The following is a 23,135-nucleotide window of genomic DNA, read 5'->3' as shown; positions in this document are numbered from 1 at the left end:
CCCCGATGATTTCAGTCCCTTTGTTCTCTCGTTAGGAGATATCGCGTGACCAGCGCAACCACCGATTCCCGCGACACCACCGCACCGGTGGCCTACCCGCCCGGCGAGTCCTTCGTCGCCATGGCGAACGCCGATGCGACACTGTACGACCTGGCGGCGGCCGATCGGCTGGCGTTCTGGGCCGAGCAGGCGCGCAGGCTGCACTGGGCACAGCCGTGGACGCAGGTGCTGGACTGGAGTACCGCGCCGGTGGCGAACTGGTTCGTCGGCGGCAAGCTCAATGTCGCCTACAACTGTGTGGACCGGCACGTGCTCGACGGGCACGGCGACCAGATCGCCATCCACTGGGAAGGCGAGCCGGGCGATTCACGCGATATCACCTACGGCGAACTTCGGGACGAAGTCTCCAGGGCGGCAAACTATCTGACCGAGCTGGGACTTCGAGCGGGTGACCGGGTCGCCATCTACATGCCGATGGTGCCCGAGGCCATCGTGTCGATGCTGGCCTGCGCCCGGCTGGGGCTCACCCATTCGGTGGTGTTCGCCGGCTTCTCCCCCACCGCCCTGCGTCAGCGGGTGGACGACGCCGGGGCGCGGCTGGTGATCACCACCGACGGGCAGTGGCGGCGCGGCACCGCGGCACCGCTCAAGGCGGCCGTCGACGAGGCGCTGGGCGGTGTGCACGCGACCGTCGAACACGTACTCGTGGTGCGCCGCACCAATATCGACGTGCCCTGGACCGAGGGCCGCGACCTGTGGTGGCACGACACCGTCACCGACGCCTCGCCGGAGCACCAGGCGCAGCCATTCGATGCCGAGCATCCGCTGTTCATCCTCTACACCTCCGGCACCACCGGGAAGCCCAAGGGCATCCTGCACACTTCGGGCGGCTACCTCACGCAGGCCGCATACACGCACCACAACGTCTTCGATCACAAAGCGGGACAAGATGTCTACTGGTGCACCGCCGACATCGGCTGGGTGACGGGGCACAGCTACATCGTCTACGGCCCGCTCGCCAATCGGGCCACCCAGGTCGTCTACGAGGGCACGCCCAATGCGCCCGACGAGCACAGGCACTTCCAGATCATCGAAAAGTACGGCGTCAGCATCTATTACACCGCGCCGACGCTGGTGCGCACGTTCATGAAGTGGGGCCGCGAGATCCCCGATGCCCACGATCTGTCCTCACTGCGTCTGCTCGGCAGTGTGGGTGAGCCGATCAACCCGGAAGCCTGGCGCTGGTATCGAGAAGTCATCGGTGGCAACCGCACTCCGATCGTCGATACCTGGTGGCAGACCGAGACCGGCGCCATCATGATCTCCCCGCTGCCGGGTGTCACCGCGACCAAGCCCGGGGCGGCCATGGCCGCGCTGCCCGGCATCTCGGCGAAGGTGGTCGACGACGACGGCGCCGAACTCGACCGGGGCGCCGCCGGATTGCTGGTGCTGGACCAGCCGTGGCCGTCGATGCTGCGCGGCATCTGGGGCGACCCGCAGCGGTTCCGGGAGACCTACTGGGACCGGTTCGCCGGTGCGGGCTGGTATTTCGCCGGCGACGGCGCCAAACTCGACGACGACGGCGACCTGTGGGTACTCGGCCGGGTCGACGACGTGATGAACGTGTCCGGCCACCGAATCTCCACCGCCGAAGTCGAATCCGCCCTAGTCGGACACAGCGCGGTCGCCGAGGCCGCGGTCGTGGGTGCCAGCGATGCCACCACCGGTCAGGCCATCGTCGCCTTCGTCATCCTTACCGCAGGCGCGTCGGACACCGGAGACGCCCTCGTCACCGAGCTGAAAACCGCTGTCTCCCAGGAGATCAGCCCCATCGCCCGTCCTCGCGAAATTCATATCGTCCCGGAGCTGCCGAAAACGCGCAGCGGCAAGATCATGCGCCGCCTGCTCCGCGACATCGCCGAAGGCCGGGAACTGGGCGATACCTCGACTCTGGTGGATCCCAGGGTCTTCGAGGCCATCGCCCGCGGGTAACTCCCGCCCCGCGACGGACCCGGCCACCCGTAATGGCGATGAGGGGACGGGTCCGTCGCCCAGGGAATCGAGGGCATGTCCGCCGGATCGATGGGCGGTTATGCTGCCAGCGTGCGAGTCACCGCGCTCCGCCTCTCCGCCGTCCTCGGCGCTGCCCTGCTGATTGCCGCCTGTCTGCTGTCCGGCGCGCCGCAGGCGCAAGCGCAGCTCGACAGGCGCTGCTACACCAATGCCGCGGGCACCCGCTGCTACTACCTGCATCTGCCGCCCGGCGGGGCCGCGGGCAGACCCTTGATGGTGTACCTGCACGGGTGCGACGATTTGATCGCCTACCCCGAGCCAACCGGCTTCTCGCTCACCAGGGTCGCCGACGAGATGGGTTTCGTCCTCGCGTATCCGCTGCAAGACCGGGCGTCGAACAAGCAACTGTGCTGGAACTGGGACAAACCCGAGCATCGCGAGCGCGGCCAGGGCGAGCCGTCCATTATCGCGGGCATCACCAGCACGGTGATCGACGAGCTGGGACTCGATCGTTCCCGCGTCTATCTCGGTGGGTACTCCGCGGGCGGCGCGACCACGACCAACCTCGGCGCCACCTACCCGGACCTGTACGCGGCGATCGCACCGATGGCGGGCGCACCGTACCGAACCGAACTCGACGGCCAGGTCATCATCGACGCGATGGGCCCACGCGCCCGTCCGATGCCCACCTACTTCCTGCAAACCCTCTTCGACCAGATCAGCACGATCGTGATCGGGCGGGCGAACCTCAACCAGTGGCTCGAGGCCGACAATCTCGCCGATCCGGGTTCGGCGCCGACACTGCCGACCGGCGTGCAGGTTCTCGTTCCCGGCGAGGGCTTACCGATCCCACTCACCGTCGAGCACTACGCCAGCCCGCGAGGCTGTGAACTGGCCCAGTTCACTACCCCCCTGCTCGCCGAGCACGCCATCGGCGCAGCCCTGGTCCAGCGGGATATCGGCATCGAAATCCAACGCAACCTGATGCGATTCCTACTCGCCCACCGCATGACCCCACCCCACCAAGCCTGCTAGCCCCGCACCGAACCCGCAGCGCCCCACAAGATCCCCCGCCCCACCCCGAGGTTTCCCGACCAATCACCAAGGGGTAACCCCACATCGGCGGACCCGGCCACCGCAACGATGAGGGGGACCGGGTCCGCCGCCTGCCGAACACCTGTCAGAGGTTGATGATCCGCAAATCCGTCATGGCAGCGTAATCGCCGTCCTGGGTCACGATGGGAATGTTGTAGGCCATTGCCGTGGCCGCGATCCAGCTGTCGTTTATCGGCACTTTGCGTCCGGCGGCCCGCAAACGCGAGACGAGCAACGCCCAGTGCTCGGCGACTGTTTCGTCGACTTCCAACGGCTGAAACCGTTGCGCCAGCTGATATGTCGACAGCCGTCGCGCCGCCGACTCCGGATCGGTCGCATGCAGAACGCCCAGGCGCAGTTCACCCAAGGTGATCACCGAGACACCCCACTCATATCCCTCGATCAGCGCCGGATCGAAGCGTTGTGCTTCCAAGCCGATGAATACAGAGGTATCAGCCAGCGCCTGTTCCGTGTTCACCACCGCAGGTCATCCGTCGTCTCGGTCAGGGTTTCGCGCAACTCTTCGCTGAGGCCTGTGCTGTCCGGTCCGAGCCGGACCAGTTCCTTGACTATTTCCGACGCCGGAATCCATTGCCTCCGCCGAGGTAGCGGGATGATCTTCGCCACCGGACGATTGTCTTTCAGGATTTCGATCTCTTCTCCGGCTTCGACCCGTCGGAGGATCTCCGCTGTGTGATTGCGGAGATCACGGGCGGGCAGAGCTGTCATGCTACGACTGTAGCGCTTCGCTACAGGTGTAGCAATGACCTGGCTGACGTGGCCTACCAGGCCTTCCGTTACCGCACGAAGGGGGTGGTGGTGCGGGCGGTGCGTAGGGCTGTGGCCCACCAGAGGAGTTGGTCGAGTAGGCCGTTGACGGCTTCTTCCAGTTCGGGGTCGTGGCGGGGCCAGCTGCCGTCGGCGGCGAAGCGCTGCCAGGCCTTGGCGATGGTGACGGTGCGGCGGATGGGGACGGCGTTCAGTTCGCCGAATACCTGACGTAATTGGGCGGCGGCGTGACCACCGTCGGCGTCGCTGCCGTAGCCGACGACGGTGACCGGTTTGGCTGCCCATTCGTTGTCGAACCAGTCGATGGCGTTCTTCACCGCCGCTGGGAAGCTGCGGTTGTATTCGGGGGTGACCACGACGAAAGCGTCGGCCGCGATCAGCCGGTCGCCGAGTTCCCGCACGGCGGCGGGGGCCGGTTCGTCGTGTCCGGTCAGCTGGTCGGGCAGTCCGGCGGTTGCGAGGTCGATGCGGTCCAGGTCGAGATCGCGGCGCCGCAGCCGACCGGCGAACCAATCGGCCACGGTCGGCCCGAACCGCCCGGTGCGGGTGCTGCCGACGATCAGCGCCACCCGCAATCGGTCGTCGGTCATCGGGCGTCCTTGATCGGGGCGTCGAGGAAGGCCGGGATCATCGGCAGCAGCAATTCGGGACGGTGCACCAGGGTGATGTGCGAGGTGCCGGGCAGGATGGCCAGTTGGGAATTCGGCAGGCCTTCCGGGGTGTCGCCCATGATGCCGCCGCCGAACAGCCGGAACATCTCGACCGCGTGCTCGGGCCGGACGATGTCGGAATCACCGATCACGGTCAGCGTCGGCGCCTCGAGCTGGCGCGCCGCATCCGCGGACACCGCCGGAATCGCGTTCTGGTCGTGCTCTCGAACCCGCTCGACCAGGCGCGGGAAGTCTTCCGGGCGTGGCGCGTTCTTCAGGTAGTCGTCGTGGAACGGCGACCCGTGCAGGTGTTCGGGCTTCAGGTCGGCGATGCCGTCCAGCAGACCGGGATGCATCGCGCTCGCGTCGAGCCCACCCGCGGCCAGGATCTGCTTGCGCACCAGGTCCGGATGGTTGAGCGAAATCTGCAGGGCGACACCGGCCCCCATGCTGTAGCCGAGCACGTCGGCGCGCTGCACGCCGAGGGTGCGCAGCAGCGCCACGGTGTCCTCGGCCATCTGCGGGGTGCGCAGCGGTCGGTCGATGTCGGCGGTGCGGCCGTGCGCCTGCTGTTCCACGGCGATCACCTGGCGGGTCTTGGACAGTTCCGGGATGAGCTGGCCGAAGTCGGTGCCGATGCCGGACAGCGCGCCGTGCAGCAGAACCAGCGGCGGCTGCTGGGTCGGGCCGCCGTGCACCTCGTAGTACATGTGCAGGCCGTTCACGTCGGCGTAGGCGCCGGGCGTGGCGGGCTCGGACCGCGTGGTGTCGTCGGCGGATCCGCAGCCGGACAGCAGGGCGGTCGCGGCGAGTGCGGCGGCGGCGAAGACGGTGGTGAGTTTCATGTCGATGCTCCTTGTGGGGGGTTGGTTCCGCGTTGTGACCAACTCTGGCCGGGGCACCTTCCGGTTTGTTTACGGTCCGATTCCACTCGGTCGCAGCGTCGCTAAGCTGCCCGTATGCGTTTCGGTGTGCTCGGTCCGTTGACGGTCTGGACGGACTCGGGCACCGTCGTGCCGATCCCCGGCGCCAAGGTGCGCGCGCTGTTGGCCGACCTGCTGGTCAGCGCCGGGCAGCCGGTATCGGGAGACCGGCTCATCGATGACATCTGGGCCGACGATCCGCCCGGCAATCCGGCGGGCACCCTCGCCGCCAAGGCATCCCAGCTGCGCCGGGCGCTGGAAGACGCCGAACCCGGCGGCCGCGATCTGGTGGTCTCGCCACCGCCCGGCTACCGGCTCGCCACCACCGAACTCGACGCGCTGCGGTTTCGCGCACTCGTGGCGACCGCACGCGAGACACCCGAGCCGACCGACCGGGCCCGCGCACTTACCGAAGCGTTGAGCCTGTGGCGCGGTCCCGCGTTCGCCGACTTCCGCGACGCCGCCTTCGCTCAGCCCGCCATCGCGCAACTGGAGGAACAACGTCTCGTCGCGGTGGAAGAGCTCGCCGAGACGCGCCTTTCGTTGGGTGAATACCGTGACGTCGCCAGTGATCTCGCCACCGTAGTCGCCGAACATCCACTGCGCGAACGACTTCGCGCCGCCCAATTGCGCGCGCTGTACGGCGCGGGCCGGCAGGCGGCGGCGCTCGACAGCTACGAAGACCTGCGCAGGCAACTGGCCGACGAGCTCGGCCTCGACCCGAGTCCCGAGCTGGTGGCGTTGCACCGGTCGATCCTCGGTCAGGACCTGGAACTGGCCGCGCCTCGACCGGAAACCGTGCTGCGGCGGCGTAGTTCGAACATTCCCGCGCAACGCACCGAACTCATCGGCCGCGAGGTGGATCTCGCCGAGCTCCGTCGTGCCATCGGTGCGGCCCGGCTCGTCACGCTGACCGGCCCCGGCGGCGTCGGCAAGACCCGGCTCGCCTTGGCCGCCGCCGCGGCCTCGAGCGACCGATTCCCGCAGGGCACCTGGCTAGTCGAGCTGGCACCACTGCGACCTACCGCCGCCGACGGGGCGACCTTCCTCGTCGAGGCGGTGTCGCAAGTGCTCGGTATCCGAGCCACCGACGGCGCCGACCCGGCCGAGTTGCTGTGCGAGGTGCTCGCCGAGCAGGACGTGCTGCTGGTTCTGGACAACTGCGAACACGTCGTCGAGCACGCCGCCGATCTCGCTGAATTGCTGCTCGGCGCGGCACCGAACCTGCACATCCTGGCCACCAGCCAGGAGCAGCTGCGGCTGCCGGGCGAGGACGTCGTCGAGGTGCGACCACTGGCGGTACCGCCCCCCGATGCGGACGTCGCCGCCCTCGAACAGGCCAGCGCGGTACAGCTTTTCGTCACCCGCGCCCGCGCGAGCGCCCGCGACTTCGTCCTCGACGCCGACACCGCGGAACCGGTCGCGACCCTGTGCCGCAGACTCGACGGCATCCCGCTCGCCCTGGAATTGGCGGCGACTCGCGTGCGCGCGCTCGGCGTCCACGAGATGGTCGCCCGCCTCGACGACCGATTCCGGCTGCTCGCGACCGGTCACCGTGGCGCGCCGCCCCGCCAGCAGACGCTGACCGCGATGATCGACTGGAGCTGGGGTCTGCTCGACGAGGCCGAGCAGGTCGTGCTGCGCAGACTCGCGGTGCACGCGGGTGGCTGCACGTTGGCGGCCGCTGAAGACGTCTGCGGCACAGCGGAGCTGGACTCGTCCACCGTCGCCGATATTGTTGCGCGGCTGGTGGATCGGTCCCTCGTGCAGGCGGCGGGGCGACGGTATCGGCTGCTCGAGTCGGTGGCGGCGTTCAGTCTGGATCGGCTGGCCGAAGCGGGTGAGTTCGAGGCCGTGTATCGGGCGCATCATCGGTATTACCTGGGGCTGGCCGAGCGGGCAGCGCCCGAACTGCACGGGGCGGATCAGCAGCGGTGGTTGCGTCGGCTGGATGCCGAGGCCGCGAATCTGCGTGCGGCGCTGGCTGGATTCGTCCGAGCCGGTGCCGCCGACGAGGCCTTGCGGCTGGTGAACGCGCTCGCCTGGTACTGGCTGTTGCGTGGCCGATTGACCGAGGCGCGGCGCTGGTTCGATGCCGCGCTGGCACTGGGTGGTTCGCCGTCGCGGCGCGCGCCCGCCTTCGCCTGGCGCCTCGGGTTCACATTTCAACAGGGGGAATTCACCGACGGCGCGGCCAGGCGGAGCGAGATCGCGGCGATGTACGACACCGTCGACGATCCGGCAGGCCGGGCGCGGGCCGAGCTGTTCCTCGCCTTCTCGGCGCTCGAGTCCGGCGACCTGCCCGAGTTGGAAGCCCTGGTGCGCCAGGCACTTCCGGTGTGCGAGCGACTCGGCGATCGCTGGGGTGTCGCGCTCGGGCACGTCGCTTTGGCGAAGGCTTCGCACAGCCGGGTCGATCTGGTGGCGCTCGAGCAGCACGCTCGCGCAGCCGCGCGACTGTTCGCCGAGATCGATGACCGCTGGGGCCGACTGCAAGCCGCCGAATGGCTCGGCGGCCTCGCCGAATTGATCGGCGATCTGTCCGGTGCCGCCGACATCCACGCCGAGGCCTTGGGTTTGGCGCAGGAGCTGGAGCTGTGGGGCCAGGTGTGCACTCACCTGTGCTGGCTGGGCTGGATCGCCATGCAGCACACCGAGTTCGATCGCGCTCAGTCCCTCGGCGAACAGGCCATGCAGGTTGCCGCCGAACACGGCTACGGTCCCGCCCGCTTGTTCGCCTCGGTCGTCCTCGCCTTCACCGCTCGCCGCACCGGCAATCCCGATGTCGCCGAACAGATCCTGCACGAGCTACTGGCCTTCGTCGGGCCCGCGGCCGAGGAAACCCCGCTGTTCCTCCCCATGGTCCAAGTCGAACTCGGCTACCTCCTCGAACAACGCGGCGAGCCCGCCGCCGCCCTCGCCATGCACCTGACCGCCCTCGACGGAGCCCTGCGCATCGAAGCACCGCGCGATACCGCCTTCGCCCTGGCCGGACTTGCCGCAGCCGCCGCGGCACTCGACGAATTCGACACCGCCGCACGGTTGCTCGGTGCGGCCGAGGCGGCCCGTGCGGCCAATGGCATACCCTTGCTGCCCGCGGAACGCCCGGACATCGACCGCCCGACCGCGGCTGTCCGGGCGGCGCTCGGCGACACCGCCTTCGCCTCGGCACACACCGCGGGATCGAAAATGACGGTGCTGGAAGCCCATACGCTGGCCGCCGAGTCAGCGGGTACCACCGCCTCGGCGTAGCTCAGCGCGAGATCAGCACCTGGTCAGCGGAACTCGACCTGATCCGCCGGAGCACCTCGGCCGCGCCTGCCGCGACGAATGCCGCCGCCACCAGCAACGCGCTGACCCCCAACGGAGAGCGGAAGCCCAACCCGGCACCGATGGCCAGACCGCCGAGGGCGGGGCCGACCGCCGCGCCGACATTCAGCGCGGCGGTCGCGAAGGCACCACCCAGCGACGGCGCCTCGGTCGCCGCATACAGCACCTGCGCGATGAGCGTCGATCCGACGGCGAACGACAGCGCTCCCTGAACGAAGACCAGCGGGAACACCACACTCGCGCTGCCCGCGGCCACGGTGCCGAGCAGCCACCCGGCGAGCAGCACGATGCCGCCGGGAATCAGCAGCCGCAGCGGCCGCGAGTCCGCCATCCGACCGCCGACGGTCACACCGGCGAACGACCCGAGCCCGAACAGCGCCAGCGCGGCCGGTACCCACGCCGGGGTGAGTCCACTGACCTCGGTCACGAGTGGCGCCAGATAGGTGAACGTGCAGAAGGTGCCCGCATTGACCAGGGCACCGCAGAGCAGCAGGACCAGCAGTCGAGGACGGCGCAGGACCCGTGATTCCCGGCGTGCGCTGGGAGCTGCCGCGGTGCCGCTGGCCGGGACGGTGTTCGGCACCGATCGCAGGATGCCGTAGGCGGCCGGTGCGGAGACGACGGCCACCGCCCAGAACGCCGAACGCCACCCGAACGCCTGGCCGAGCACGGCGCCCGCGGGCACACCGGCGACACAGGCGAGCGTGATGCCGCTCAACAGCACCGAGGTGGCCCGCCCCTTCGCGTTCGGCTCGACCATGCTGGTCGCCGTCGCCAGGCCGACGGCGAGGAAGCCGGCGTTGGCCAATGCGCCGAGGACTCTGGTCGTGACGAGCACGGCGAAGCTGGTGCTGACCGCACCGACGACGTGCACGATCAGAAACCCGAGCAGGAAGACGAGCAGTGCTCGTCGCCGCGGCCAGCGCAAGGACAGCACCGCCATCAGCGGCGCCCCGACGATCATCCCCACGGCGAAGGCCGAGGTCAGCGCGCCCGCGGCGGGGACGGAGACATTCAGTTCGGCGGCGATGTCGGGCACCAGGCCGGACAGCATGAATTCGGACGTTCCCTGGGCGAATACCGCCAGTCCCAGGATATAGATGACAAAAGGCATGAGCAGAACTCCACGGTCGCAGTGGTGTGCGATCACTGGCACGCCGCAACGACCGGGCACCGGCTGCTTACACAGCGGATCCAGGCGGGGCGTGCGGAGGTAACCGCATAGCGGAACGCGAGACCGGCATAGCGGAAATCGCGGAAAGACAGTCCGTGCGACGGTGATTCGGCGGCGCGAATGTGATCACAAATAGCCACCGAAGAACCGGTGGCTAGTGTCTGGACGCCTCTGGACTGGACATGGGCCAGACGCTAGCGGAGAGTGTGCCCGCTCGTCCACCGCATTATTCGCGCGCGGAATTCGTGCGTCGACACGCCGATTCGCGGGTGTCGGGAATGTCGGTTCGAACCGATAGGTGCGCTGCCCCGTTCGACAATGCGAAGAGCGGTACCGGCGCAGCGTGGAGCTCGGGGATCGCTTCGGCCGGTAGGTCGACGGCCGCACATCGAGGAGACCCCATGACGCACGACGAATCGGTTCGCACCCGCCGCGGTGTGGTCGCGGCAGGCGCGGGCGCCGTTGTCGCGGCGGCGGCGCTGGCCGCTTGCACCACCAACGGCAAGGAGAACTCCACTGCCCCAGCGACTCCCACGCCGAACGGCACATCGGCGACAACCGACCGGACCGGCGGCAAAACGCTCGCCAAGACCGCCGACATCCCGGTCGGTGGCGGGGTGATCGTCGGCGACACCGTGGTGACCCAGCCGCACGCAGGCACGTTCATCGGCCTGTCCGCGGTCTGCACGCATGCCGGTTGCAAGGTGACCTCGGTGTCCGACGGCACCGTCAACTGTCCCTGCCACGGCAGCAGGTTCCGCCTGGACGGTTCGGTCTCGAACGGCCCGGCGACCAAGCCGCTGCCCTCGAAAGCTGTTCGAGTCGTGGGTGATTCGGTGCAGGCGGGCTAGCCGAACAGTTCCGCCATCCGCCGATCCATCTCGTCCGGCGGGACGTCCTCGATGTGGGTGGCCACGGTCCAGCGATGACCCCACGGGTCCTCGAAGGCGCCGCTGCGGTCGCCGTAGAACTGCGTGGTCATCGGGGTGAGTTCCCTGGCCCCGGCGCTGAGTGCGGCGGAAAACGCGGCATCCGCGTCCTCGACGTACACGTACAGGTTGACCGGAGTCCCACCGAACCGCTTCGGGTCGAGGAAATCCATCTCCTCGGACGGATCGCCGACCATGACCAGCGAATTTCCGAACATCAACTCGCAGTGCGCGACCTTGCCGTCCGGCCCCGGCATACGCATCCGCTCCGATGCGCCGAACACGTGCTTGTAGAAATCGATCGCGGCCGCGGCGCCGTCGATCGCGAGTCCCGGTGACACCACCGGATACCCGTCGGGAACGGGCTTGACATCAGACATGAGGAACCTCCGTCGAGGCGATGTGTCGGACCTTGTCGAGCGTAGCCCCGCCGGATGGCCGAGCATGGCGAATCCGCCCTGATCAAGGCCCCGAAACACCGTGCAAGCGACGCACCTGCGCGGCGGTGAGATCGCTGAGCACCTTGGCATCGACCGGTTCCGGCGCGGTCACCGCCACCTGGGCCAGCGTGCTGCCGACCTGCACGATCGCGACCGCGGAATGCAGCGTCAGCCCATCGCTGCTGGCGCGCACCTCGAAGGCGGTGACCGCGTCCCCGGCCTGGGGTGGCGCGAAACCACCGACGCGGTAGTCGACCGGAATATCGGTGGCGTCGGCACCGGAATAGTGGGTGCAGCGGCGCAATGTCGCCTGCACGTCCGAAAACACGGACGCCACCGCGTCATTCGGGAAACTCGCCGCATCGATGTCGATGCTGGAGAAACTCGGCCCCGCGTACTGAACGGCGGCCGTGGCCAGCGCGCCGGACCGCTGCGCGCCCAGCGGCGTCAGCACTTTCGCGCATTCCGCCGGATCGGTCGGCGCTGCCTGCTGGACACCCGCGGGCGCATCGGCGCGGGCGGGTAGCGCGGTGAAGTTCGGCGGCAGGTTCGCTGCCATCAGCAGTTGCTCGCGTAACCGACCGGCGTCGGCGATCGGTGTCCCGGTCACCGGCGCCGCGGCCGTGACCGGGCCGAGCGGCGGCAACTCCGCCGAATCGGGGGCCGCCGAGTCCGACGACCCGCATGCCGCGGCGAACGCGGCGAACGCGGCGGTCGCGACGGCCAGCAACAGGCCGCGGCCGCGGGTCACTCCGTCCACGACACCTGCGTGTCGATCGTCTGCTGCAGCACGCTCGAGCTGCGCGGATCGCGATAGCCCTGATGTCCGCCCACCGTGATGGTCCCGGAGACCGGCAGCGGCAACCCGAGATCGACGGTGATGGTGCCGGTGCCCTGCATGACGTAATCCTGGATGTCGAGCTTGCCCGCGTTGTTGGGCAGGTTCCACACCGCGGACTTCGGCTGCTGCGTGACGTCCAATTCGATGGTCAGCCGGTCACCCTCGCGCTTGGTCAGCGTCGCCGTGGTGATCTGCTCGAGGGTGACCCCGCCGCTGACTTCCTGGCGCACCGTCCACACCGCGCCCTCGCCGACCGGCTGGTCGGGGAACGCGATCGAGCGGTAGACCGCTTGATAGAAGGCCTGTTCCAGCGCGGCCCTGGCCGGGTTGGAGGTGTCCGGGGAAGGTTCGAGCCGCAGCGCGGTGATGGCGCCGAGGTCGCTCAGATCGAATCCGGCATGCGAACCACCGGTCTTGGTGAGCGCCTTGGCCAGCGACGGGTCCGGGGTGGTGACGGTGCCGAGCGTGAGATCGATGCCATCCGCGTCGGTGTGCGCGGTCATCGGGATCGACAGGTCGGGCGCGGAGAAGTCGCGGGCGGGCTGATCGTTGATCTGCTGCTCGATCCGATGCGAGGTATGCAGCGTCACCTGCTGCACGGTGCCCGCCGGATAGTCGGGCCGCAGCAGCGAGCGCGGGTCGGCGCCCGGCGACACGACGGTGGTGATCGCGGCCGGGATCGGCACGGTCACCTCTTTGCCGATGCCGAGCGGCTCGGTGCTGTCGGACTCCGAACGCGACTCGGCGCCGTCGCTGCAACCGGTTCCGAACGCGGTCAGCCCGACCGCGAGCACTAAGAGCAACACACCCGAGCGCGCGATCCTGGGGATGTGGTGGGAAGACAACACCGTCACGAGCAACAGAGTACGACCGGTTCCTGAGTGTCAGCTGGGACTTGCGGGTGACCACCGCACAAGGTGTCGCGTAGCTCGAGAGATGATGGTGCGTGTGAGTGATGACCCGCCGCCCGAGGAGAACCCAGCAAACACCGCCGAGGAGGCGAAACCAGCGACTCCGCCCCAGCGGCTGCGAACCTTACTCGTCATCGCGGTAATCCTGCTCGGACTCGACCTGCTCACCAAGAGCATCGTCGTGGCGAACCTGAAACCGGGCCAGCCGGTGTCGATCATCGGCGACTTCGCCCGGCTGAGCCTGGTGCGCAATCCCGGTGCCGCCTTCTCGATGGCGACCGGCATGACCTGGCTGCTGACGCTGGTCGCGACGGCCGTGGTGATCGGCGTGGTGCGGATCGGGCGCACGCTGCGGTCGCTGTGGTGGGCCATCGGGCTCGGCATGGTGCTCGGCGGTGCGCTCGGCAATCTGGTGGACCGCCTCTTCCGTGCGCCGGGACCGTTGCAGGGGCACGTGGTCGACTTCATCGCGATCGGCTGGTGGCCGGTGTTCAACGTGGCGGACTCGTCGATCGTCTGCGGCGCGATCCTGCTGGTGGTGTTGACCGTGTTCGGCTTCGAGCCGAACGGGACGCGCACCGGGCGTGGCGAGCCCGACAGCACCGACGCCGCGGCCGAGACCACCGCCAAGAAGTCCACCAGCGAGGGGAACGCGGCATGAGGGAAACACGAACCATGCCCGTTCCCGACGGGCTCGATGGCATGCGGGTCGACGCGGGCCTGTCCCGGTTGCTCGGCCTGTCCCGCACCGCCGTCGCCGCGCTCGCCGAGGAGGGCGCCGTGCAGCTCGACGGCGTCGCTGCGGGCAAATCCGATCGGCTCGCCGCGGGCGCCTGGCTCGAGGTGATTTTCCCGGAGCCGAAGCGGGAACTGTCCATCGAGGTCGCACCGGTCGAGGGGATGCGGATCCTCTACGCCGACGACGACATCGTCGCGGTGGACAAGCCGGTCGGCGTCGCGGCGCACACCGGCGTCGGCTGGTCCGGACCGACCGTGATCGGTGGACTGGCCGCGGCCGGGTACCGCATCTCCACCTCCGGCGCGCACGAACGACAGGGCATCGTGCACCGGCTCGACGTGGGCACCTCCGGGGTAATGGTGGTCGCGCAGTCCGAGCACGCGTACACGGTGCTCAAGCGCGCGTTCAAGCAGCGCACCGTGGACAAGCGGTATCACGCGCTGGTGCAAGGACATCCGGACCCGAGCAGCGGCACGATCGATGCCCCGATCGGGCGGGCCCGCGGCAACGACTGGAAGTTCGCGGTCACCGCGGACGGGCGACCGAGCATCACGCACTACGACACCGTCGAGGCGTTCCAGGCCGCGAGCCTGCTCGACATCCATCTGGAAACCGGCCGCACGCACCAGATCCGGGTGCACTTCTCCGCGATCCGGCACCCATGCTGTGGCGATCTCACCTACGGCGCCGACCCGCGGCTGGCCGACCGGCTCGGGCTGGAAAGGCAATGGCTGCATGCCCGTTCGCTCGGCTTCAACCACCCCGCGGACGGCCGCTGGCTGGAGATCACCAGCGAGTACCCGGACGACCTGAAGCACGCGCTGGACGTCCTGCGCAATGCCTGACCGGCGGGCGCTGTCTCGGGTGCTCGGCCTCGCGGCGGCGGCCGTCGCGCTGGTTGTCGTCATCGTGCTGCTCGGGGTACTGAACCCGCCGCGCAAGGCAGGTGTCTTCACCGACCGACTCGGTCCGGAGCGCGGCGAGCAGGTTTCGGATTACCTTGCGCGAGCCAAGGATTCACTGAACGGCACGGACACCGCCGACCACTGGGCGCTCGTCTCGTTCACCGAACCCCTGGTGCCGGAACAGATCCCGCCACACAGCGGTGGCATGCGGATATCCCAAGTGCTCTACCAGGTTTCGATCCCCCGCGTGCAAACTCCGTTGATCGCCGTCCCGGTGCCCGCGGGCGACGCCGCCGCGATCTCCTCCGCGGAATCGGCCGCATGGTCACTCCCCCGCACCACCCCCGACGAACGCTCCGCCCGAATCGCCGCCCGCACCGCCGCCCGCCTCCGCTCCGGCTGCGCCTGCACCGTCGGCCTGGTACTGCGCGGCCCACTCACCGGACTCCGAAACCTCGCCGCCCACTCCGGCATCCGCGCGGTAGAAGCCCTCCCCGCCGACGCCGTGGCGGGCCGCTTCGCCGTAGTCCCGCTCACCCCGGATCAACACGACGTCGTCCTCCCCGGACCGGACGACGGCCCCATCCCCGACCAGTAATCCTCGAGCCCTGGACGCGCGGGCACGAGTGGCACACCATCGTCACTCGTCGCCCGCCGTTGCGGTGCCGGCGGGACAGGCCTCCGCCGGGATGATTCAACCCCGCTTCATCCCGGCGGAGGCCTGAGATCACCACGCCGCACAGGTGGTTCGTTGCGGCGCGGTGACAAAGCGCGACTCGGCGCGCGAGACCTTGTGGCCGCACGCGCGAGTCGCGATGGTTCGGGTCAATCCGGAAGGCGCACAACGCCGTCCAGATAGCGGCGGCACCGGCCGACGAGCAGCACCCGGTCACCGGCGAGCTCGCAACGCAGGCTGCCGCCCCGCCGGGACAGCTGGCGAGCGGTGAGTTCGGTACGGCCGAGTTCGTCGGCCCAGAGCGGAACCAGTTGGGCATGTGCCGATCCGGTGACCGGGTCCTCCAGGACGCCGACACCGGGGGCGAAGAACCGCGAGACGAAGTCGGCGGTTTCGCCGCGCGCGGTAACGATGACGCCGCGGGCCACCGGAGGGAACGCGGTGAAGATCGGCGCGGTGTCGCGGACTTCCTGTTCGGTGGCCACCACGATGACCTCGTCGGCACCGGTGTAGGCGCGGACGGGGCGCACGCCGAGCGCGGCGACCAGCGTGATGTCGGGTTCCACCGCGGTGGCGGGCACCGCGGGCAGATCGAGGACGAATTCGTCGTCATCGGTGCGGTCGACGTGTAACCAACCGCTGCGTGTGAAGAAGCTCACTCGGTCCGCGCCGGGGTGCATATCCTCCAAAATCTGTGCGGCACTGGCCACCGTGGCGTGCCCGCACATGTCGACCTCGACCAGGGGGGTGAACCAGCGGAGGTGGAAGGCGGGCCAGTCTCCCGGCGGCGCACCTGCCTCCGGCGGTAATTCCGCGGTGTAGAAGGCGGTTTCGGCCAGGTTGTTCTCCTCGGCCAGGTGTTGCAGCAACGAATCCGGGAGCCACGACGGGAGCGGCATCACCGCGGCCGGGTTGCCCGAGAACGGTGCGTCGGCAAACGCGTCGATCTGGTGCAGCAGTACCTCCATATTCGGAGAAGGTACTCCAACACTGAATGATCGCCTCGCACAAGGCTTCTCGCGGCGCGCCGGGTCAGGTGTCCAGTTCGTCGTCGGCGCCGCCCGCCGGCGTCGGGAACAGCTGCCCCTTCTCGCCGAGCAGCGACGCGCTGATCCACCAGGCGACCTCCACGAGCACGATGCCGATGGCGCCACAGATCACCGCGGCGGTGGTGAGTGCCACGTTGGAGGGGTCGAGCTTGAAGAATTCCCTGGTGAACGGGACGGTAAACAACAGCAGGTAGGCGGCGACGGACGTCGCGATCAGCACCACCTTCCACCACACGTACGGCCGCGCCACGATGGCCAGCACCCACACCGCGATCATGATCAAAGTGATCAACGCGGTGGTGCCCGCCTGCTCCTTCTGCTGCGCGCTCGCCTCGGGACCGGCATAGGCGATCAGGTAGGCCACGAAGGTGGCGATACCGATCACCACGCCGGACGGGATGGCCAAACGCATGACGCGCCGGACGAATCCGCTACGCGCGCGCTCGTTGTTGGGGGCGAGCGAGAGGATGAACGCCGGGATGCCGATGGTGAACCAGGCGGCGATCGTGACGTGCCGCGGCAGGAACGGATACCCGATCGGGTCGTAACCGAAGATCTGCGAACCGACGCCCGCGATACCGACCAGGAAGGCGAGCAGCACCGAGTAGACGGTCTTGGTGAGGAACAGATTCGAGACCCGCTCGATATTGCCGATGACCCGGCGGCCCTCGCCCACCACATACGGCAAAGTGGCGAACTTGTTGTCCAGCAACACGATTTGCGCCACCGCGCGGGTGGCCGGGCTGCCCGCGCCCATCGCCACACCGATGTCGGCATCCTTGAGCGCGAGCACATCGTTCACGCCGTCACCGGTCATCGCGACGGTGTGGCCGCGCGATTGCAGTGCGGCCACCATGGCCCGCTTCTGGTCCGGGCGCACCCGGCCGAAGGTGGTCTCGTGGTCGAGCACATCGGCGAGTTGCTCACGGTCCTCGGGCAATCCGCGCGCGTCGACCGCGTGGTCGCCGCCGGTCAGGTCGAGCGAGGACGCCACCGCACCCACCGAGACGGCATTGTCACCGGAGATCACCTTGATCGAAACATGCTGACTGGCAAAGTATTCGAGGGTCTCCTTGGCGTCCGGCCGGACGCGTTGCTCGAGCACGACCAACGCGGCGGGCCGGACGGTGCCCGGCGCGTCCGCGGCGTCGACCGGCCGATCGCCGCGAGCGAGCAACAGGATGCGCAGGCCCGAGGAGCCGAGTTCCTCTGCCATCCTGGCGTCGTCGGAGTGCGCGTCGAGCAGCACGTCGGGCGCGCCGAGCAGCCAGTCGCCGTGCTCGCCGTAGGAGCACCCGCTCCACTTCTTGGCCGAGGAGAACGGCGCGACGGCGGTCCGCTGCCAGCCGGGACCGTCCGGCAGCGCCTCCGCGATCGCCTGCACGCTCGCGTTCGGCCGTGGATCGTCGGCCGCCAGCGCGGCGAGCGCCTGCCGAACCTCGTTGTCCTCGAAGGAATTCAGCGTCTTGATATCGGAGACCCGCATGCCGTTCTCGGTGAGCGTGCCGGTCTTGTCCGCGCACACCACGTCCACCCGGGCCAGGCCCTCGATGGCGGGCAACTCCTGCACCAGGCACTTGCGTCGCCCGAGCCGGACCACACCGACCGCGAAGGCGACCGAAGTCATCAGCACCAGACCCTCCGGCACCATCGGCACCAGCGCCGCGACCATGCCGGTCACCGCGGGCCGCCACGACTCCTTGCTGGAAACCAGCTGGTTGTAGATGCTCAGCAGACCCGCCGGGATCAGCAGGTAGGTGATCACCTTGAGGATGGTGTCGATGCCGCTGCGCAGCTCCGACTTCACCAGCGTGAACTTGCTGGCCTCCTCGGCCAGCTTCGCGGCGTAGGCGTCCTTGCCGACCTTGGTGGCGCGGTAGCAGCCGCCGCCGGAGACCACGTAGCTGCCCGACATCACCTGGTCGCCGATCTGCTTGTCGATCGGATCGGCCTCGCCGGTGAGCAGCGATTCGTCGATCTCCAGCAGCGAGGCCTCCTCGACCTCGCCGTCGACCACGATCTGGTCGCCGGGGCCGAGCTCGATCAGGTCGTCGAGCACCACCTCGCGCGGCGCCACCTCGACCGCCTTGCCGTCACGGCGCACGGTGGGCTTGGCCTGGCTGACGATGGCCAGCTGGTCCAGGGTGCGCTTGGCGCGGACCTCCTGGATGATGCCGACGGCGCTGTTGGCGACGATCAGCAGGCCGAACATGCCGTCGATGATCGATCCGGTGGCCAGTACCAGGATGAACAGCACGCCGAGGATGGCGTTGATCCGGGTGAAGACGTTCGCCCGGATGATGTCGCGGACCGAGCGGCTGGCCCGGTCCGGCACGTCGTTGCTGAGCCCGTCGCGGCGACGTTGCTCGACCTCCGCCGTGGTCAGTCCGGTGGCGCGCGATGCCTGCACGGTAGTCGACATGACCGCAAGGCTACGTGAGAAGTAGCGTCGGAAGCGTGCGGCAGAGCAGGTCTATCCCGGGTGTTGTGTTCGGTACGAGTGCCTTTTTCCTGTGGGGGTTGTTCCCCGCGTTCTTCGGTTTGCTGGCGTTCGCCAGTGCGACCGAGGTGGTAGCGCAGCGGATTCTCTGGACCCTGGTGGTGGTGCTCGTGGTCCTGGCGGTGCGCGGGCGGCTACGGGAGTTGCTCGGCATCGGCGCGCGGATCTGGCGGCTGGCCGCGGTGGCCTCGGCGGCGATCGCGATCAACTGGGGCGTCTACGTGTACGGCGTCACCTCGGGGCATGTGGTGGAGTGCGCGCTGGGGTACTTCATCAACCCGCTGGTCACTGTGGCGTTCGGGGTGCTCATTTTCCGTGAGCGGCTGGCGAAGGCGCAGTGGGCCGCGCTCGGGCTCGGCGCCGCGGCTGTGGCGGTGCTCACCATCGACTACGGCAGGCCGCCGGTCATCGCGCTGGTGCTCGCCTGCTCGTTCGCGACCTACGGGCTGGTGAAGAAGGTGATCCCGCTGGACGCGCTGCGCGGCATCGCCGCCGAGGGCGTGGTCGCCGCGCCGTTCGCGCTCGCCTTCGTCATCGTGCTCGCCGTCACGGGGCGCAGCGAATTCGGTTCCGGCGCAGGGCATGCCGCACTCATGATGGCCACCGGCCCGGTCACCCTCGTCCCGCTGCTGCTGTTCGCCGTTGCCGCCCAACGGGTTCCGCTATCCACCATGGGCCTGCTCCAATACCTCACCCCCGCACTCCAGATGGCCTGGGGCGTCGCCGTCGCCCACGAACCGATGCCTGCATCCCGCTGGGCGGGCTTCGCCCTCATCTGGATCGCCCTCGCCATCTTCACCACCCACGCCCTGCTCCGCGCCCGCCGCACCCACCTGGACGCCCGCAGCGCCGCCGCTGGAGCTACCAGGCGGTGTTGATGTGGCCGGGGGTCCAGGTGCCCCAGCGTTGGGTTCGGTCGATCCGGACGGTTGCAGGGTGGGCGTTCGGATCGAGTGGCAGGTATTGCTCGATCGATCCCCAATCGCGGTCCCAGTCGTTGTTCAGATAGGCGGGCAGGGCGCGGGCGGTGAACAGCAGCTGGGTCCAGCCGAGCGGGCCGCCGCCGTCGTGCGCCTGCCAGAGGTTGGTGATGGTCGCCCCGTTGCGATCGGGCAGGATGCGGTAGCCGGGCAGGTCACCGACGCCGGCGTGGGTAGCGACCAGGTTCTGGCAGGGGTAGGTCATGGCGACCTCCCAGTCCAGCAGCACCGGCGTCCGCGAACCGACCAGGTCGGTCAGGGTTTTCGTCTGCGGCACGCGCGGCGGGGTCACCGCGAGCCACTGATCCTTGCCTAGATCCTTGTCGCTCGCGACGATCCGGACCACGTCCGCGTCGCCCGGCAACCAGTCGAACGGAACGCGCATATTGCGCCACGACGGGGACGGGCCGATGTCGATCGGGTCGACACTGCCGAGCGCGACGGCCGTGCCGTCGGCTGCCGCGCGGCCGTACTCCAGGCGCAAGTCCTGACCCGGGTGGACGATGCCGTCGCTGTCGACGTGCCGGATCCGACCGGCGACCGCGATCGAGATGATCGGGCCACGACTTCCATTGCTGTCCTTGGGAAGTCGATACCACCCGGTCGTGAGTTCGGCGGGCTCCTGGGTGCCTTCCCGATAGCTGCCGAGCACGGGGATGGTTGCCGGATCCAGGCCGAAGGGCAGCGGAACACTGCTGCCGTTGACTCCGGCGCCCTTGGATGTGCCGGTCTCCGAACCCGGTGACTTCGATCCGGCCTTCGGATCCGCGGGCTCATCGGTATCGGTGCTGGCGACCGAATTCGCCTTGCCCGTAGTGGATTCGATCTCATCGGAGGTGAGGTCGGCCGCCACGCCGTTCGGGGTGAATCCGGTCGAGTCGGCACCGGCCAGCGCCGTGGCGGCATCGCCGGTCAGCGGGCTCAGCACCGATGCGTTGGGATCGGTCTCGACCAGCACTTGGTCCGCGAGGCCGCAGCCACCGGCGAAGGCCGCGGTGACGTTCGATTGGGCGACCGAATACGACGGATACTGCGCCACTGCCGCTTTCGCCATCGACAGCACTTCGAACAGCACCATGGCGGCCGCGACGACGACCAGCACGGGAACGCGCGCGACCCGACCGGGTACCGAGTCGGGACGCGGCTGGGTATCCGGGCGAATATGGAACCAGGCCGCCACGGCGAGCGCGAGAACCGACAGGCCCGCCGCGAAGGTCGAGAACCCGAAACCGGCGATCATCGGTGCCTTGTCCCACCAAGGGACTCCCCAGGCCGACACCCACCAGTAGCCGTTGGCGCCGATGAAAGTCAGGGCCAGGACGAAGAATACGGCTGCGGCGAACAGTGCCCGGTTGCGCAGCGGACGGGTGACCCGGGGGCTGATCGCGACGGCGGTGAGCGCCGCGACGCAGGCAGCAAGTCCGGCGAAGACGCCGAACTGATGGATCCACTTCGTCGGCGAGAACATCATCAACACCATGGCGGCGAAGGTGATGCCGATGAGTCGTCGGGACGGCCCGACGGCGGTACCGGGAATGTGCCCGCCGCGGCGCAGCATCGTCACCACGCAGACGACCAAGGTCAGCAGCAGCAGGAACATGCCGAAACGCCGGGTGAGCCAGCCGTCACCGCTGGGCTGTAGCAGATATTGGTAGCGCAGGAACTCGAAGAACCACGACTCACCGGGACCGATCCGGTTGTGCACGTAGAAGAACTCGCGCACGCCGGCGAAGGTCCGGTCCGCGAAGACCACGGTCAGCACCGCCACACCGGAAGCCAGTAGGGGCAACAGCAGCGCCAGATATCCGGTGCGCTTCGCCCGCTGCATGATCACCGCGGTCATCGTGCGTGCTCCGGCGGCCAACGCGCCGACACAGATCAGGCCCGAGGGCGCGGCGGTCAAGGTCAGCGCCGCGATCATGATCGCGAATGCGTAGGGCAGCAGCCGCCGGGTCGCGATGGCCCGTTCGACCGAGGCCCAGGTGAGGATCACACCCACCGCCACAAAGGGTTCGGCGCGCAAGCCGTTGTTGTAGGGCAGCCAGAACGCGAGGAACACCAGCGCACTGGTCCATACGACAATCGCGTTGTCGCGCAGGGCGGCGCCGAGCCGGGGTAGTAGCTCGCGGCTGATCACCCACCAGGCGATGACGCCGACGAGCAAGGTGGGCAGCCGAACCCAGGGACTCACCGACGACACGTGGGTGAGCAACCCGATCATGTCGGTGTACGGCGTGTAGAACGGCCCCTCGTCGACACTGAACCATCGGTAGTAATTCGACATGAACCCGGAACTGCGCGCGGCGCGGGCCATCCCGAGGATATAGCCGTCATCGGAGGTGTTGGCACCGATGAAGTGCCACACCAGCAGGGTGGCGAAAACCAGATAGTCCGCCGGTCGCAACCGCCACCACCGGGCAGGCAGGAACCGCCGCGACTTCCGGCCGTCCAGGCCGTCCAAGCGATACAGCGCGATCAGCGCGACAAGTGTGGCCAGCGCGGCCAGCACCATGGCGGCCAGCTTCAGCGGGGTCGGCGAAGTCGAAAAACGGGAATCCACTTGCACATTCACGTGCAACCCCGACGGCGCCGCGCCGGACAGCTCGCTGAAGACACCGACCACCTGCGGGCGGATATCGGTCGTGAACACCTTGTCCGAATCCGCGAGACCTGGTGCCGATACCGTGCTGCGCTGCGTGTTCATCTCGATGTCGACCGAACAGGACCGATCGCGGACGGCGCTCAGCGGCGCCGACCACAGCAGCGTGTTGCGCGACACCACGTCGACCCGGCCCGCGCGATCCGCCGTATCGGGGACGACCTTCACCACGAAGCCGTAGCGCTCCAGATCGGGTGACTGCCGCGGAATCGTCGACACCACGACACCGCCCGAATCCGCGAGCGCGCCGAAGGCAGTGCACGGGATCTGGGCAGTGAGATTCGTCGGGGCGTAGGTGATCAGCGGCGCCGTCACCGATGTCACCGCGGCCGTCTGCGGCCACACCACACTGGATTGGTCCTGCCGGACCGGCAGGAACGGCAGCGACACCGCGGTGAGGAACGCGAGGAGTCCACTGACGACTGCCAGCAACCTGATTCGACGAGAAGCGACCCCGGCGAGGTGCACGCCCGGATCGTGCTGATCTCCCCGCTGTGCCGGCGGTTGAGCGGATTCGCGCACAGCGTCACTG

General features: G+C 68.6%; 19 protein-coding genes. 8 read left to right on the top strand and 11 right to left on the bottom strand.

Annotated features, from left to right (window positions below):
• Window positions 1-45 precede the first annotated feature (45 nt).
• Window positions 46-1,992 (top strand): acetate--CoA ligase, encoded by a 1,947-nt coding sequence (acs, locus tag ACFK0J_RS12085; protein ID WP_378739423.1) that lies wholly within the window; start codon window positions 46-48, stop codon window positions 1,990-1,992.
• A 111-nt stretch (window positions 1,993-2,103) separates the two neighbouring features.
• Window positions 2,104-3,048: an alpha/beta hydrolase family esterase gene (locus tag ACFK0J_RS12080; protein ID WP_378739421.1), complete on the top strand. Its 945-nt coding sequence runs from the start codon at window positions 2,104-2,106 to the stop codon at window positions 3,046-3,048.
• A 145-nt stretch (window positions 3,049-3,193) separates the two neighbouring features.
• Here the strand turns inward: ACFK0J_RS12080 and ACFK0J_RS12075 are convergent, their stop codons facing one another.
• The 4 genes from ACFK0J_RS12075 to ACFK0J_RS12060 form a co-directional block, all read right to left on the bottom strand.
• Window positions 3,194-3,586, bottom strand: a complete 393-nt coding sequence (locus ACFK0J_RS12075) for a type II toxin-antitoxin system VapC family toxin (RefSeq protein WP_378742779.1) — start codon at window positions 3,584-3,586, stop codon at window positions 3,194-3,196.
• A complete protein-coding gene (locus ACFK0J_RS12070) occupies window positions 3,583-3,837 on the bottom strand; it encodes a type II toxin-antitoxin system Phd/YefM family antitoxin (RefSeq protein ID WP_218475914.1) in 255 nt (84 codons plus the stop codon). The genes ACFK0J_RS12075 and ACFK0J_RS12070 overlap by 4 nt, the downstream gene beginning before the upstream one ends.
• Before the next feature lie 68 nt (window positions 3,838-3,905).
• Complete coding sequence (locus ACFK0J_RS12065) at window positions 3,906-4,487, bottom strand: NADPH-dependent FMN reductase (protein WP_378739419.1); 582 nt, start codon at window positions 4,485-4,487, stop codon at window positions 3,906-3,908.
• Window positions 4,484-5,392 (bottom strand): alpha/beta fold hydrolase, encoded by a 909-nt coding sequence (locus ACFK0J_RS12060; protein ID WP_378739417.1) that lies wholly within the window; start codon window positions 5,390-5,392, stop codon window positions 4,484-4,486. The genes ACFK0J_RS12065 and ACFK0J_RS12060 overlap by 4 nt, the downstream gene beginning before the upstream one ends.
• Before the next feature lie 114 nt (window positions 5,393-5,506).
• Here ACFK0J_RS12060 and ACFK0J_RS12055 point away from each other — a divergent pair, with 114 nt between their 5' ends.
• Window positions 5,507-8,722 carry a BTAD domain-containing putative transcriptional regulator gene (locus ACFK0J_RS12055; RefSeq protein ID WP_378739415.1) on the top strand — a complete coding sequence of 1,072 codons (3,216 nt, stop codon included), beginning with the start codon at window positions 5,507-5,509 and terminating at the stop codon, window positions 8,720-8,722.
• Window position 8,723: 1 nt separating this feature from the next.
• On the opposite strand, the gene ACFK0J_RS12050 is transcribed toward ACFK0J_RS12055, so the two are convergent.
• Window positions 8,724-9,914: a Cmx/CmrA family chloramphenicol efflux MFS transporter gene (locus tag ACFK0J_RS12050; protein ID WP_378739413.1), complete on the bottom strand. Its 1,191-nt coding sequence runs from the start codon at window positions 9,912-9,914 to the stop codon at window positions 8,724-8,726.
• Window positions 9,915-10,375: 461 nt separating this feature from the next.
• Between ACFK0J_RS12050 and ACFK0J_RS12045 the strand changes: the two genes are divergently transcribed.
• Window positions 10,376-10,825 carry a ubiquinol-cytochrome c reductase iron-sulfur subunit gene (locus ACFK0J_RS12045; protein WP_378739411.1) on the top strand — a complete coding sequence of 150 codons (450 nt, stop codon included), beginning with the start codon at window positions 10,376-10,378 and terminating at the stop codon, window positions 10,823-10,825.
• Here ACFK0J_RS12045 and ACFK0J_RS12040 read toward each other — a convergent pair.
• The 3 genes from ACFK0J_RS12040 to ACFK0J_RS12030 all read right to left on the bottom strand — a co-directional run bounded on the left by ACFK0J_RS12040 (window position 10,822) and on the right by ACFK0J_RS12030 (window position 13,044).
• Window positions 10,822-11,283: a VOC family protein gene (locus ACFK0J_RS12040; RefSeq protein ID WP_378739409.1), complete on the bottom strand. Its 462-nt coding sequence runs from the start codon at window positions 11,281-11,283 to the stop codon at window positions 10,822-10,824. The genes ACFK0J_RS12045 and ACFK0J_RS12040 overlap by 4 nt on opposite strands.
• A gap of 82 nt (window positions 11,284-11,365) precedes the next feature.
• Window positions 11,366-12,103: a hypothetical protein gene (locus ACFK0J_RS12035; protein ID WP_378739407.1), complete on the bottom strand. Its 738-nt coding sequence runs from the start codon at window positions 12,101-12,103 to the stop codon at window positions 11,366-11,368.
• Entirely contained in the window at window positions 12,091-13,044 is a 954-nt protein-coding gene (locus ACFK0J_RS12030) for a hypothetical protein (RefSeq protein WP_378739405.1), read from the bottom strand. The genes ACFK0J_RS12035 and ACFK0J_RS12030 overlap by 13 nt, the downstream gene beginning before the upstream one ends.
• A gap of 76 nt (window positions 13,045-13,120) precedes the next feature.
• Between ACFK0J_RS12030 and lspA the strand changes: the two genes are divergently transcribed.
• Genes lspA through ACFK0J_RS12015 form a run of 3 tightly spaced genes read left to right on the top strand, consistent with a single transcriptional unit; the run spans window position 13,121 to window position 15,337 of the window.
• On the top strand, window positions 13,121-13,756 hold the full coding sequence (lspA, locus tag ACFK0J_RS12025; protein ID WP_378739403.1) for a signal peptidase II: 636 nt from the start codon (window positions 13,121-13,123) through the stop codon (window positions 13,754-13,756).
• The gene (locus ACFK0J_RS12020; protein ID WP_378739401.1) at window positions 13,753-14,679 is read left to right on the top strand and encodes an RluA family pseudouridine synthase; all 927 of its coding nucleotides are present in this window, start codon (window positions 13,753-13,755) and stop codon (window positions 14,677-14,679) included. The genes lspA and ACFK0J_RS12020 overlap by 4 nt, the downstream gene beginning before the upstream one ends.
• Entirely contained in the window at window positions 14,672-15,337 is a 666-nt protein-coding gene (locus tag ACFK0J_RS12015; protein WP_378739399.1) for a hypothetical protein, read from the top strand. Before ACFK0J_RS12020 ends, ACFK0J_RS12015 begins: the two co-directional genes overlap by 8 nt.
• Before the next feature lie 227 nt (window positions 15,338-15,564).
• On the opposite strand, the gene ACFK0J_RS12010 is transcribed toward ACFK0J_RS12015, so the two are convergent.
• Complete coding sequence (locus ACFK0J_RS12010) at window positions 15,565-16,383, bottom strand: PhzF family phenazine biosynthesis protein (RefSeq protein WP_378739397.1); 819 nt, start codon at window positions 16,381-16,383, stop codon at window positions 15,565-15,567.
• Between the two features lie 64 nt (window positions 16,384-16,447).
• Window positions 16,448-18,886 carry an HAD-IC family P-type ATPase gene (locus ACFK0J_RS12005; RefSeq protein WP_378739394.1) on the bottom strand — a complete coding sequence of 813 codons (2,439 nt, stop codon included), beginning with the start codon at window positions 18,884-18,886 and terminating at the stop codon, window positions 16,448-16,450.
• 35 nt (window positions 18,887-18,921) lie between these two features.
• On the opposite strand from ACFK0J_RS12005, the gene rarD reads away from it, so the two are divergent.
• Window positions 18,922-19,842: an EamA family transporter RarD gene (gene rarD, locus ACFK0J_RS12000; protein WP_378739392.1), complete on the top strand. Its 921-nt coding sequence runs from the start codon at window positions 18,922-18,924 to the stop codon at window positions 19,840-19,842.
• On the opposite strand, the gene ACFK0J_RS11995 is transcribed toward rarD, so the two are convergent.
• Entirely contained in the window at window positions 19,826-23,071 is a 3,246-nt protein-coding gene (locus ACFK0J_RS11995) for an arabinosyltransferase domain-containing protein (protein ID WP_378742777.1), read from the bottom strand. The genes rarD and ACFK0J_RS11995 overlap by 17 nt on opposite strands.
• Between the last annotated feature and the right edge of the window lie 64 nt (window positions 23,072-23,135).

The organism is Nocardia brasiliensis (assembly GCF_042691675.1).
GTDB lineage: Bacteria > Actinomycetota > Actinomycetes > Mycobacteriales > Mycobacteriaceae > Nocardia > Nocardia brasiliensis_D.
This window is presented reverse-complemented; position numbering and strand designations above follow the sequence as displayed.

Excerpts from the sequence above, each read along its gene's own strand:
- ACFK0J_RS12015 (WP_378739399.1), top strand. The coding sequence starts at position 14,672 with ATGCCTGACCGGCGGGCGCTGTCTCGGGTGCTCGGCCTCGCGGCGGCG.
- ACFK0J_RS12010 (WP_378739397.1), bottom strand. The coding sequence starts at position 16,383 with ATGGAGGTACTGCTGCACCAGATCGACGCGTTTGCCGACGCACCGTTC.
- ACFK0J_RS12040 (WP_378739409.1), bottom strand. The coding sequence starts at position 11,283 with ATGTCTGATGTCAAGCCCGTTCCCGACGGGTATCCGGTGGTGTCACCG.
- ACFK0J_RS12055 (WP_378739415.1), top strand. The coding sequence starts at position 5,507 with ATGCGTTTCGGTGTGCTCGGTCCGTTGACGGTCTGGACGGACTCGGGC.
- ACFK0J_RS12020 (WP_378739401.1), top strand. The coding sequence starts at position 13,753 with ATGAGGGAAACACGAACCATGCCCGTTCCCGACGGGCTCGATGGCATG.
- ACFK0J_RS12045 (WP_378739411.1), top strand. The coding sequence starts at position 10,376 with ATGACGCACGACGAATCGGTTCGCACCCGCCGCGGTGTGGTCGCGGCA.
- lspA (WP_378739403.1), top strand. The coding sequence starts at position 13,121 with ATGATGGTGCGTGTGAGTGATGACCCGCCGCCCGAGGAGAACCCAGCA.
- ACFK0J_RS12065 (WP_378739419.1), bottom strand. The coding sequence starts at position 4,487 with ATGACCGACGACCGATTGCGGGTGGCGCTGATCGTCGGCAGCACCCGC.
- ACFK0J_RS12005 (WP_378739394.1), bottom strand. The coding sequence starts at position 18,886 with ATGTCGACTACCGTGCAGGCATCGCGCGCCACCGGACTGACCACGGCG.
- ACFK0J_RS12070 (WP_218475914.1), bottom strand. The coding sequence starts at position 3,837 with ATGACAGCTCTGCCCGCCCGTGATCTCCGCAATCACACAGCGGAGATC.
- ACFK0J_RS12060 (WP_378739417.1), bottom strand. The coding sequence starts at position 5,392 with ATGAAACTCACCACCGTCTTCGCCGCCGCCGCACTCGCCGCGACCGCC.
- ACFK0J_RS12050 (WP_378739413.1), bottom strand. The coding sequence starts at position 9,914 with ATGCCTTTTGTCATCTATATCCTGGGACTGGCGGTATTCGCCCAGGGA.